The sequence below is a fragment of the Agromyces sp. Marseille-P2726 genome (assembly GCF_902809835.1).
Taxonomy (GTDB): Bacteria; Actinomycetota; Actinomycetes; order Actinomycetales; family Microbacteriaceae; genus Agromyces.
Map to the genome: position 1 here is coordinate 1 of NZ_CADDWM010000010.1, position 11,589 is coordinate 11,589.

The 11,589-nt window shown below is 69.8% G+C and carries 10 protein-coding genes; 7 read left to right on the plus strand and 3 right to left on the minus strand.

Annotated features, from left to right (window positions below; genetic code table 11):
- Nucleotides 1-211: 211 nt before the first annotated feature.
- The gene (locus HUS56_RS03105) at nucleotides 212-1,171 is read right to left on the minus strand and encodes a hypothetical protein (RefSeq protein ID WP_173921932.1); all 960 of its coding nucleotides are present in this window, start codon (nucleotides 1,169-1,171) and stop codon (nucleotides 212-214) included.
- Nucleotides 1,172-1,355: 184 nt separating this feature from the next.
- Between HUS56_RS03105 and mtrA the strand changes: the two genes are divergently transcribed.
- From mtrA to secA, 6 genes are all read left to right on the plus strand, one after another.
- Nucleotides 1,356-2,036: an MtrAB system response regulator MtrA gene (gene mtrA / locus HUS56_RS03110; protein ID WP_173921933.1), complete on the plus strand. Its 681-nt coding sequence runs from the start codon at nucleotides 1,356-1,358 to the stop codon at nucleotides 2,034-2,036.
- 6 nt (nucleotides 2,037-2,042) lie between these two features.
- Nucleotides 2,043-3,719 (plus strand): MtrAB system histidine kinase MtrB, encoded by a 1,677-nt coding sequence (gene mtrB / locus HUS56_RS03115; RefSeq protein ID WP_173921934.1) that lies wholly within the window; start codon nucleotides 2,043-2,045, stop codon nucleotides 3,717-3,719.
- Nucleotides 3,712-5,388: a GerMN domain-containing protein gene (locus tag HUS56_RS03120; protein WP_173921935.1), complete on the plus strand. Its 1,677-nt coding sequence runs from the start codon at nucleotides 3,712-3,714 to the stop codon at nucleotides 5,386-5,388. Before mtrB ends, HUS56_RS03120 begins: the two co-directional genes overlap by 8 nt.
- Nucleotides 5,389-5,482: 94 nt before the next feature.
- Nucleotides 5,483-6,244 carry a ComF family protein gene (locus tag HUS56_RS03125; RefSeq protein ID WP_173921936.1) on the plus strand — a complete coding sequence of 254 codons (762 nt, stop codon included), beginning with the start codon at nucleotides 5,483-5,485 and terminating at the stop codon, nucleotides 6,242-6,244.
- 24 nt (nucleotides 6,245-6,268) lie between these two features.
- A complete protein-coding gene (hpf, locus tag HUS56_RS03130) occupies nucleotides 6,269-6,976 on the plus strand; it encodes a ribosome hibernation-promoting factor, HPF/YfiA family (RefSeq protein WP_173921937.1) in 708 nt (235 codons plus the stop codon).
- 180 nt (nucleotides 6,977-7,156) lie between these two features.
- Nucleotides 7,157-9,958, plus strand: a complete 2,802-nt coding sequence (secA, locus tag HUS56_RS03135) for a preprotein translocase subunit SecA (protein WP_173921938.1) — start codon at nucleotides 7,157-7,159, stop codon at nucleotides 9,956-9,958.
- Between the two features lie 77 nt (nucleotides 9,959-10,035).
- On the opposite strand, the gene HUS56_RS03140 is transcribed toward secA, so the two are convergent.
- Nucleotides 10,036-10,482 carry an Rv3235 family protein gene (locus HUS56_RS03140; RefSeq protein ID WP_254431259.1) on the minus strand — a complete coding sequence of 149 codons (447 nt, stop codon included), beginning with the start codon at nucleotides 10,480-10,482 and terminating at the stop codon, nucleotides 10,036-10,038.
- 174 nt (nucleotides 10,483-10,656) lie between these two features.
- Between HUS56_RS03140 and HUS56_RS03145 the strand changes: the two genes are divergently transcribed.
- On the plus strand, nucleotides 10,657-11,256 hold the full coding sequence (locus HUS56_RS03145; protein ID WP_173921939.1) for a hypothetical protein: 600 nt from the start codon (nucleotides 10,657-10,659) through the stop codon (nucleotides 11,254-11,256).
- A gap of 15 nt (nucleotides 11,257-11,271) precedes the next feature.
- Here the strand turns inward: HUS56_RS03145 and HUS56_RS03150 are convergent, their stop codons facing one another.
- Entirely contained in the window at nucleotides 11,272-11,565 is a 294-nt protein-coding gene (locus HUS56_RS03150; RefSeq protein WP_173921940.1) for a helix-turn-helix domain-containing protein, read from the minus strand.
- Between the last annotated feature and the right edge of the window lie 24 nt (nucleotides 11,566-11,589).

Genomic DNA, 11,589 nt, shown 5'->3' on the forward strand with positions numbered 1-11,589 from the left:
CCCGGGCGGAGGGGGGCCGGGCTGCCCATAGGGGCCGCCGGGCGGCATGCCCGCGGCATCCGTCGGACTCGGTTGGGGTGCTCCTCCGCCGGGCGCCTTCCAGTCGTGATCCGACACCTGCATGGGCTCCTTCCGGCGATTGTGACCATGTTTCCACACTTCGCGATGTCGGCGGCATCCACCGGAACCCCAGTGAGCGGCATCCGACCGCTCACTTCGCGCCGACGAACTGGAAGATCCTGGTGGCGGTACGGAAGGGAGTGATCTCGCCCTTCTCCTCGGAGAAGCGGAAGAACTCCGCGACCTCGGCGCTGATGTCGTCGACCGATCGAGTGCCGTGCGTGTCGGTCAAGCCCGAGCTGATCCGTCCGGCGTGAGCGGAGATCTCGTGGATGACCGATTCGACGACCTCGTCGGCTGACGGCACGAACACCTTCTTTCTTCCCGACGGGGCGATCACCGTGATCCGTCGGACGACGACGATGAGGCCGCGGCCGGTCTTCAGTTGCTCGGTCGACGTGGCCGGAACCGTCCATCCGAAGATGACCTCGCGATCCTTCGAGTAGAGCGGGGAGGCCCCGAACGTCCGCTGCCCGCCGGGGCCCGACGAGAACGACGACCCCAGTCGTTGCCCCTTGGCGAGGTGGGGCGTGACGAGCTGGGAGAACGCGAGTGCCGTCGGGTCCGTCCCGGTCACGGTGATGGTCGAGTCCGCCGTGGTGATCTGCCAGTCTCCCGACGCGATCGCCGTCATGAACGGTTCCAGGAACTCCGAGATGGTGCCCTCGGGCCTGGTCAGCGTGCCAGCCACCTGCAGCGCGCCGCCGCGGACCGTGAGACCTCGCTTCAGGAAGCCGGGCACGCGTCTGCTGCGCTTGATCAGGGCGAGCAGCGCCTTCGCATCCAGCCGGGACGACGGATGCACCGCGATGCCGGAGGCCCGCTGCAGTTGCAGGTGCCGCTGGAGCGCGAGGGGTGTCGTCGGTGCCCGGTGGCCGATCAGCGCGCTGACCGCCCGGTTGCCCGCCGATCGCTGCCAGCGGAGCAGCGCCGTCGTCTCGGGTCCCGATCGGCCACCCCGCACGCCCGCCGAGGTGTCCGTCACCGGATCCCGACGCCACGACGCCCCGGAAGGGGGCTCCTCCCGCTCCTCCGCGTACCGGAATCCCACCAGTTCAGTCTCTTCCCGCGCCGACGGCTCTGCGGGAGCGGCCGTGCGACCGGAGGGGCAGGATCGACTGCCCGGGCGTGCGGCGCGCGCACAGCGCCCGTTCGGCCGGCTCACGGTCTCCAACGGATAAAGTGGAGCCACTGCCCCGGCCGAGCCCGCCCCGGCCCTGACCGAAACCGAACGGATGACCCCACGCGTACTCGTCGTCGACGACGACACGGCCCTCGCGGAGATGATCGGCATCGTGCTTCGCACCGAGGGCTTCGAGCCGTCGTTCTGCCCCGACGGCTCGGGTGCCCTCGACGCATTCCGCGAGACGAAGCCCGACCTGGTGCTGCTCGACCTCATGCTGCCCGGCATGGACGGCATCGAGGTGTGCGGGCGCATCCGCGCCGAGTCGGGCACGCCGATCATCATGCTCACCGCGAAGTCCGACACGGCCGATGTCGTGAAGGGCCTCGAGTCGGGGGCCGACGACTACATGGTGAAGCCGTTCAACCCGAAGGAGCTCGTCGCCCGCATCCGAACGCGGCTGCGCCCGGCGCCCGAGCCGGTCGTCGAGACCCTCGCGATCGGCGACCTCACCATCGACGCCGCCGGCCACGAGGTGCGACGCGGCGACGAACGCATCAACCTCACGCCGCTCGAGTTCGACCTCCTGCTCACACTGGCCTCGAAGCCGCAGCAGGTCTTCACCCGCGAGATGCTGCTCGAGCAGGTGTGGGGCTACCACTACAAGGCCGACACGCGACTCGTGAACGTGCACGTGCAGCGGCTGCGCGCGAAGGTCGAGCACGACCCAGACAATCCGCGCATCGTCATGACCGTGCGCGGTGTGGGCTACCGGGCCGGCGCCACGACGTAGGCGACCATGTCAGCGGCCGACGCCTCCCCGAAACTCGCCGCGCGGTCGTGGCGGGAGGTGCCGCGTCGCCTCGCCGCACTCTGGCGGCGGTCACTGCAGTTCCGCACGGTGCTCATCACGCTGGCGCTCTCGGGGCTGGCGATCCTCGTGATCGGGCTGTACATCTCGTTCAGCGTCGCCTCGAACCTGTTCCAGGCGCAGCGCGAGCGGGTGCTGGAGGCGTCGAACAGTGCGACGGCCGCGGCGCAGAGCATCCTCGACTCGTCGGATGCCACGGATCGGGCGTCGCTGCAGGCACTCATGGGTTCCGCCATCGAGACCGTCACCAGCGTGTCGGGCAGTACCGACTTCGGGGTGTTCCGGGACCCCGACGCACCGCCGAACTCGAGCGCCCCGCCCGACCTCCTGAGCAGCAGCCTCGCCGGGGTGATCTCGCCCGAGCTGCGCGCGCAGGTGCAGAAGAACCCCGGTGAACAGTACTGGCAGTCCGTCGCGCTGCGGAACGGTGACGGCGGCACCGACCCGGGCATCGTCGTCGGCAGTGACCTGCTGGTGCCGGCGGCCGGGCGCTACGAGCTGTACATCGGATACAACCTCGGCGAGGCCGAGCAGACGCTCGCGTTCATGCAGATCACCGGTGCCGTCGGCGCCGCAGCGCTGCTCCTGCTCCTCAGTGCGATCACGCTCGTCCTGGTGCGCTGGGTCATCGAGCCGATCCGCACGACCGCGGCGACGAGCCGGCGCCTCGCGGCGGGCGATCTCGGGGTTCGCATGCCCGAGAAGGGCGAGGACGAGCTGGCGACCCTCGCCGCCTCGTTCAACGGCATGGCCGACAGCCTCCAGGCGCGCATCCGCGAGCTGGCCGAGCTCTCGGTCATGCAGCAGCGGTTCGTGTCGGACGTCTCGCACGAGCTCCGCACCCCGCTCACCACGATCCGGCTGGCCGGCGACGTGCTGTACGGGCAGCGGGAGGACTTCCCCGGCCCCACCTCGCGCACGGTCGAGCTGCTGCACACGCAGACCGACCGGTTCGAGCGACTGCTCGCCGACCTTCTCGAGATCAGCAGGTACGATGCCGGATCCGTGACGCTCGAGACGGAGCCCACGAACCTGGTGCACCTCGCGGGCGACGCGATCGAGTCGATGCACGAGCTCGGACGACAGCACGGCAGCGAGCTGCACCTCGAAGCCCCGGGCGGCCATCTCGACGCCGAGGTGGACCCCCGCCGCATCCGCCGCATCGTGCGCAACCTCATCGGCAATGCGATCGAGCACGGCGAGGGCCGGCCCGTGGTCGTCTCCGTCGACAGCAACGAGACGGCGGTCGCGCTCTCGGTGCGCGACTTCGGACTCGGCATGACCGACGAGGAGGCGGCACGCGTGTTCGACCGGTTCTGGCGCGCCGACCCCAGTCGCATGCGGACCATCGGCGGCACGGGCCTCGGCCTCGCGATCTCGATGGAGGACGCCGTCGCCCACGGCGGCACGCTCGACGTCTGGTCCGAACCCGGCAAGGGCAGCGTCTTCCGGCTCCCCCTGCCTCGCGTGCCGGGCGCCGGCCCGATCGTCTCACCGCTCCCGCTGGCCCCCGCCGACCCCGATTCCCACGGGCCCGAGACGATCATCCCGACCTCCGACGTCGAGGCCGCGGATGCCGCAGGGCGGGAGGTGCGCGATGCGTAGGCGCGTGCTCGCGGCATCCGTCGCCCTCGTCGCGCTCGTGCTGTCCGGGTGCGCCGCGATCCCCAGCTCCGGACCGGTGCAGGTCGGAGACCCCGTGCCTCCCGCTGCACCTCCCGACATCGACATCCTCGTGCCGGGGCCGGTGGCGGGGCAGACGCAGTCCGAGATCCTCAACGGCTTCATCAATGCCGCGCTCAGCCCGCGGAACAACTACCAGGTCGCCCGGGAGTACCTGACGGCGGCGTTCCGGGACGAGTGGCAGGCCGATGAGGGCGCCACCATCGACGTGCTCGCCGACCGCGAGGTGCAGGCGGTGGACGACACGCTGATGCGAGTCAGCGCGACGCCGGCTGCCGCGCTCGGGCCCAACGGGCAGTACGAGGAGCCCGACTCGAGCACGCCGATCCCGCTCGAGTACCGGTTCGAGCAGGTCGACGGGGAGTGGCGGATCTCGAGCGCACCCCCCGGCATCCTCATCGACCAGGTCGGATTCACCCAGGTCTTCGACGACTACACCGTGTACTTCTTCGACCCGGCGTTCCGCTACCTCGTCCCCGACGTCCGGTGGTACGCGGTGCGCGAGGCGGCCCAGACGAGCATCGTGCAGGCGATGATCGCCGGTGCAGCCGACTGGCTCGCGCCGGGCGTCGTGTCGGCATTCCCCGAGGGCGTCACGCTCGAGCCGGCCGCCGTGCCCGTGTCGGGCGGCGTCGCCGACGTGTCGTTGACGGGCGCCGCCTTCGACAGCCTCAGCACCGTTCAGGGGATGCAGCAGCAGCTCGAGGCGAGCCTCGTCGGCGTCCGCGAGATCCGCAGCGTGGAGCTCACCCTGAACGGCGTCGAGCCCGACATCCCGAGCGACGCCGATCCGCCGATCCGGAATCCGCGTGTCGACCCCCGTTCCGTCGTCTTCGACGGTGAGGCCTTCGGACACCTCGCGACGACGGGGGAGCGCATCGAGCCCATCCCGGGTCTGTCCGAGCAGGTGATCGCGCTCGCCCCGTCGGGCGCGGCGGTCGGGCCGGGCGAGGAGTCGGCGGCGGTCCGCAACGCCGCGGGCGTCTGGCTCGCACGCGTCGGCGAGGCCTCGGTGCTCCTCGATCCGCGCGACGACCTCATCGATCCGGCGGTCGACGGCGAGGGCGTCGTCTGGTCCGTGCCGGCGAGCCTGCCCGACCAACTCGCGTGGTACTCACCCGACGGCGCGACGAGCGGGCAGGTCGACGTGCCCTGGAGCGGGTCGGAGATCGCCTCGCTGGAGGTCTCGCGCGACTCCACCCGCATGATCGCGCTGCTCGCCGACGGGGGTCGGACGCACTTCGTCGCGGCGTCGATCCAGCGCGACGAGAACGGCCTGCCCGTCGGACTCGGCACGATGCCGCTGACGCTCGACGACGTCGCCGGCACTCCGCTCGACGTGACCTGGCTCGATTCGCGCACGGTGGCGTCGCTCACGGCGCTGCCCGACGGAACGACGCGCATCATCACCCAGGAGCTCGGCGGATTCGCCAACCAGCGCGACGGTCCCGTCGACGCCGTGCGCATCGACGGTGGCAACAACGACCTCCGGGCGCTCACCGCCGAGGGCGACTTCGACGTGCGCAGCGGTGTCGGCTGGCAGGTCCGGGCGAGCGGCATCCGACTGCTCGCGACGCAGCAGGCGCGCTGACGACCGTCCCTCCCCACCCGGCGAAGGTCGGCGACTGGCAGCGGGTGGGCCGGTTCGCGCCCGTGCGTCCCGCCGGGAGGTCGAGGCTGTTCGGATGGCGCGACCACCATCGGCGTCCGCGGCGACCTTCCGGCGGGCGGCGCTCGATGCCCTCGCCCTCCTGCTGCCCGTATCCTGCGCCGGATGCGGCACGCCCGACCGCGCGGTGTGCGACGGATGCCGCGGTGCGCTGCATCCCCACCCGACCCTCGTCTCCCGCGACGACCTCAGCGCCTGGGCGGCCCTCGAGTACGTCGGCGTGGCCGCTCGCACGATCGGCGCCTTCAAGGACGGAGCTCGAACGGATGCCGCGGCCCCACTCGCGGCGGCGCTGGCCGCGGCCGTCCGAGCCGCGCTCGAGGGCTGCGCGCCCGGGGTCGAGGTCTGCACCGTCCCGTCGACCCCGGCGGCGATGCGACGCCGCGGATACTCGCCGGTCGACCTCCTGCTCGCCCGATGCGGCATCCGTTCGTCCCGGGTCCTGCGACTCACGCGGGCGCGCATCGACCAGGCCGGGCTCGGCGTGGACGGGCGTCGGGCGAACGCCGCCGGCGCGCTCGAGGCCCATCGCGACCTCGCCGGTCGACGCTTCCTGCTCGTCGACGACGTGCTCACGACTGGCGCCACGCTCGCCGAGGCGAGCCGCGCGATCGGGGTCGCCCGAGGGTCGGTGGTGGGTTTCGCGGTGCTCGCCGAGACACCGCGCCGGTATCCGCGCGACATCCGGACGCCCGACCGGAGACTCCGTGACAATGCCACCCACGGGAGCTACGGTGGCATGACAGGCGTGGTCGAACCACCCTTCAGATCCGGGTGACACGCCGGTGGAACGGAGGTCGTCATGGAACTGAACATCGTCGGACGAAACCTGGGGGTCACCGATCGATTCCGCGCCTACGCGGCCGAGAAATCCGAGAAGGTCTCCCATCTCGCCGAACGAGCCATCTCCCTCGACGTGAAAGTCACCCGTCACAATGAGAAGAACGGCAACTCCGGTTCCGATCGCGTCGAGCTCACCCTGATCGGCAAGGGCCCCATCGTCCGGGCCGAAGCCGATGGAACCGACAAGTACGCCGCGTTCGACGTCGCACTGTCACGCCTGCTCGAACGCATCCGCCGCGCGAAGGACCGCCGAAAGGTCCACCGCGGCCAGCGCCGGCCGACCTCCCTTCGTGAGGCGACCGACCTCGGGTTCTCCGAGGTCGGCGTCCAGGCCGCAGCGCCCGAGGTGCTCGAGAAGGTGCGAACCGGAAGCATCCCGGTCATCGATGAGGGCCAGGAGCCCGAAGCGAGCGAGGAGGACGACGTCTACTGCCCTGTGGTGATCCGTCGCAAGGTGTTCGCGTCCACGCCGATGACCGTCGACGATGCGCTGTACTTCATGGAACTGGTCGGGCACGACTTCTACCTCTTCGTCGACTCCGAGACCGGTCGCCCGAGCGTCGTCTACCGTCGCAAGGGCTGGGATTACGGCCTCATCGGGCTCGATGATCGAGCGGGTTCCGAGACCTCCGGATCCGCCTCCGATCTCGAGCGAGCGACCGCCTGACGTCGCCGCGCAGGTTCTTGCGCCCCGGGCGGGACGGGCCTTCCTGCCTGCGCCCAGCCCGCTGCCCGCTAGCATGGCTATGATGACCGTCTGCACGGCGGTGACGGGCGTGCCCGGGCGTTCGACTCGAGGACGTTCCCTGCGATCGACGTGGCGCCCGAGAACTACAGGAGAACATTCGTGGCTTCGATTCTGGAAAAGGTCCTCCGCGTCGGCGAGGGCCGCACCCTCAAGCGACTGGAGAACTACGCGGCGGCGATCAACGCCCTCGAAGACGACTTCCGGGCCCTCAGCGACGAGGAGCTGAAGCACGAGACGGTCGAGCTGCGCGAACGCTACGCGAACGGCGAGTCGCTCGACGACCTGCTGCCCGAGGCGTTCGCGGCCGTTCGTGAGGCGAGCCGGCGCACCCTCGGCCTGCGGCACTTCGACGTGCAGCTCATGGGCGGTGCCGCGCTGCATCTCGGAAACATCGCCGAGATGAAGACCGGTGAGGGCAAGACCCTCGTCGCGACGACCGCGGCCTACCTGAACGCGCTCACGAGCCGCGGCGTGCACATCGTCACGGTCAACGACTTCCTCGCCAGCTACCAGTCCGAGCTGATGGGTCGTGTCTTCCGAGCACTCGGCATGACCACCGGATGCATCGTGGCCGGCCAGACGCCTGCCGTGCGTCGCGAGCAGTACGCGGCCGACATCACGTACGGCACGAACAACGAGTTCGGCTTCGACTACCTCCGCGACAACATGGCCTGGCAGGCGAGCGACATGGTGCAGCGCGGCCACAACTTCGCGATCGTCGACGAGGTCGACTCGATCCTGATCGACGAGGCGCGCACGCCGCTCATCATCTCGGGCCCGGCGTCGGGGGAGGCGAACCGCTGGTTCACCGAGTTCGCGAACCTCGCGAAGCGACTCCAGCCGGGTGAGGACTACGAGGTCGACGAGAAGAAGCGCACCGTGGGCGTGCTCGAACCCGGGATCGAGAAGGTCGAGGACTACCTCGGGATCGACAACCTCTACGAGTCCGCGAACACGCCGCTCATCTCGTTCCTGAACAACTCGATCAAGGCGAAGGCGCTGTTCAAGCGCGACAAGGACTACGTCGTGATGAACGGCGAGGTGCTCATCGTCGACGAGCACACCGGCCGCATCCTCGTCGGCCGTCGATACAACGAGGGCATCCACCAGGCCATCGAGGCCAAGGAGGGGGTGCAGGTCAAGGCCGAGAACCAGACCCTCGCCACCGTCACCCTGCAGAACTACTTCCGCCTCTACACGAAGCTCTCGGGCATGACGGGTACCGCCGAGACCGAGGCGGCTGAGTTCATGTCCACCTACAAGCTCGGCGTCGTGGCGATCCCCACGAACAAGCCGATGATCCGGATCGACCAGCCCGACCTCGTGTACAAGAACGAGGAGTCCAAGTTCGCCCAGGTGGTCGAGGACATCGTGGAGCGCCACAAGAAGGGCCAGCCCGTGCTGGTCGGCACCACGAGCGTCGAGAAGAGCGAGTACCTCTCACGGCTCCTCGCCAAGAAGGGCATCCGGCACGAGGTGCTGAACGCCAAGAACCATGCCCGCGAGGCGGCGATCGTCGCGCAGGCCGGTCGTCATGGCGCCGTCACCGTTGCGACGAACATGGCCGGACGAGGCACCGACATCATGCTCGGCGGCAACGCCGAGTTCCTCGCGGTGCAGCGCATGCACGAGCGGGGCCTGAGCCCGGTCGACACTCCCGAGGAGTACGAGGCCGCGTGGGACGACGTCTTCGAGCAGGTCAAGGCCGAGGTCGCGGTGGAGGCCGAGAAGGTGCTTGCGGCGGGCGGGCTCTACGTGCTCGGCACCGAGCGGCACGAGTCGCGGCGTATCGACAACCAGCTTCGCGGCCGGTCGGGTCGTCAGGGCGACCCCGGTGAGAGCCGGTTCTACCTCTCACTCACCGACGATCTCATGCGCCTGTTCAACGCGGGTGCCGCCGAGAGCCTCATGTCCCGCGGTGTGCCCGACGACGTCGCGATCGAGTCGAAGGTCGTCACCCGGGCCATCCGTTCCGCGCAGTCGCAGGTCGAGGCACGCAACGCCGAGATCCGCAAGAACGTGCTGAAGTACGACGACGTCCTCAATCGCCAGCGCGAGGCGATCTACAGCGACCGCCGCCACATCCTGCAGGGCGACGACCTGCACGACCGCACGCAGGCGTTCCTCGAGGACGTGATCGACGAAGTGCTCGACACGCACACCGCCGACGGCAACCCCGACGAGTGGGACTTCGACGCGTTGTGGACGGAGCTGAAGACCCTCTATCCGATCGGCATCACCATCGACGAGGTCGTGGCCGAGGCCGGAGAGAAGGGCAAGATCAACCGGGACTTCATTCGTCGCGAGATCCTCTCCGATGCGAAGCTGGCGTACCAGCGCCGCGAGGAGCAGTTGGGCAGCCCGGCGATGCGCGAGCTCGAGCGACGAGTGGTGCTGTCGGTGATCGACCGGCGTTGGCGCGACCACCTCTACGAGATGGACTACCTGAAGGACGGGATCGGCCTGCGCGCGATGGCGCAGCGGGATCCGCTGGTCGAGTACCAGCGCGAGGGCTACGCCATGTTCCAGCAGATGATGGGGTCCATCCGCGAAGAGACGGTCGGGTTCCTCTTCAACCTCGAGGTCGAGGTGGCGCCGCAGGCCGGCGTCGGTGGCCCGACCATCGAGGCCAAGGGCCTCGGGCGCCAGGGGGCATCCCAAGAGAAGCTGAGCTACTCGGCCCCGAGCGATGCCGGCGGCGTGGAGGTGCGGAACGAGCGCGGCCAGGTGCAGCAGGCCGCCACCCAGCGTGCTCGTCGCGCCGTCGCGCAGGCGCAGGCACCGCAGGCGCAGGTCGCGCCGGCGCGGGGCGCATTCGGTCAGCGCACCGATGGCGGCCCACCGGCCCCGCAGCCCCAGAATCGCGCTGAGCGGCGGGCGCAGGAGCGCAAGGGCCGCTGATCGCGCGTCCCGGTTCGCACAATGCCGAACCGGGTGCGCGACCTCGGGCACCGAGGCCCGGTGTCACAGCGCGAAGGTCACAGCACGCTGATCGCGCTCGCGCGCCAACGCTGGTCGAATCCCTCGAGTCGAATCGCGACTGCCCGCGACCTGGCGCGCTGATGCACCATGATGACCGCCTCGATGACGCCGTCGGCCGGTTCGCAGGTGATGACGCGGCCCAGCGAGAACGCCGGGCGCTGTGGGGACTGCCCCTTCACCCGGCGGGCGCGGGAGGCGAGCACCACCCGCTTGGACAGGTTGCGGTACACGTCGTCGGTGACCCACCGAGCCATCTGGTCGAGATCTCGTGCTCCGGCGAGCACCTCGATCACGCAGAGCGTGAGGTTGCGCAGTAACGGCTCGGGGTCGGGCAGTTCGCTGCGCCGGGCCGGCTGGCGGCCGAAGTACTCGTCGTCATCGTCGAGGAACTTCGAGGCGGTGCGTCGCACCACGTTGCGGCCGGCGGCAGGGCGTGCGGTCATCTCGGCTCCATGAGGGGGCTTGCGGCCTCACGGCCGACGACGGGATCACCCCCGATCGGGGGACGTCGGGGATCCTTGACTGAACCGTATTGACGGCTCGTCGACGGTGTCAAGAGATTTCGCCGGTTGTGGAAAACGATCGGGCGAGGACGACATCCGAGGTAACGTGCGTCCATGCGCTGGGACCTGCTGTTCGACGATCTCGAGTCGCAGCTCGACCAGGAACAGCGCGACGAAGAACGTGCGCTCGCGATCGAGGAGGAGCGGCTGCGGCTCGGTCGCCTGACGCTGCGGGAACGCCTCACCGCGATGGCCCGATCAGGGGTCGACGACCCTGGGGAATCCATACGGCTGGAGCTGCGAGGTGGGCACACCGTCGACGTGCGGCCGCTCGCCTTCGGACGCGATTGGATGAGTGCGGCACACGTCGGCTCGGCCCGTCGAGACGCGCAGGTCATCGTCCCGCTGCATGCCATCGCGGCGATACTGCCGCGCGCGGGCCAGCTCGATCCGAGCCTCGCCCCGCTGCCCGAGTCGTCGCCGCGCCTCACCGACCGCATCGGCCTGCCGTTCGTGCTCCGTGACCTGTGCCGGCGCCGCACCCCCGTGCACCTCACGACCGCAGACGGCCGCGTCCACGGCACCCTCGACCGAGTGGCCCGCGACCACGTCGATCTCGCGCTGCACGAACCGGGGCTGCCGCGGCGGCGGTCCGACGTGCACGGATATCGCATCGTGCCGCTCGGCCAGGTGCTGCTGGTCTCGTTCGGCTGAGCCGCAGCGGCGACGTCAGTCGACCGGCCGGATGCGACCGGGCTTCGCACCCGACAGCTCCGCCACGTTCGCGAACTCGCCCTGATTCCAGGAGGAGTAGCGGCGCGTCTGCTCGTACTGCTCCTCGATCCACACCTCGAGCTGTGTGCGCTCGACCCGCCACGGTCCGGCGTTGCCGACACGGATGGCCGGAAGCTCTCCCGACCGGATCAGCTCGTCGACGGTGGCCACGTCGACGGCCAGCAGCTCGGCAGCGTCGGCAACCGTCAGGAACCGGCCGATCTCGTCGCCTGCACCGGGAGGGGTCATGACTCGATTATCGACCCGCTGCGC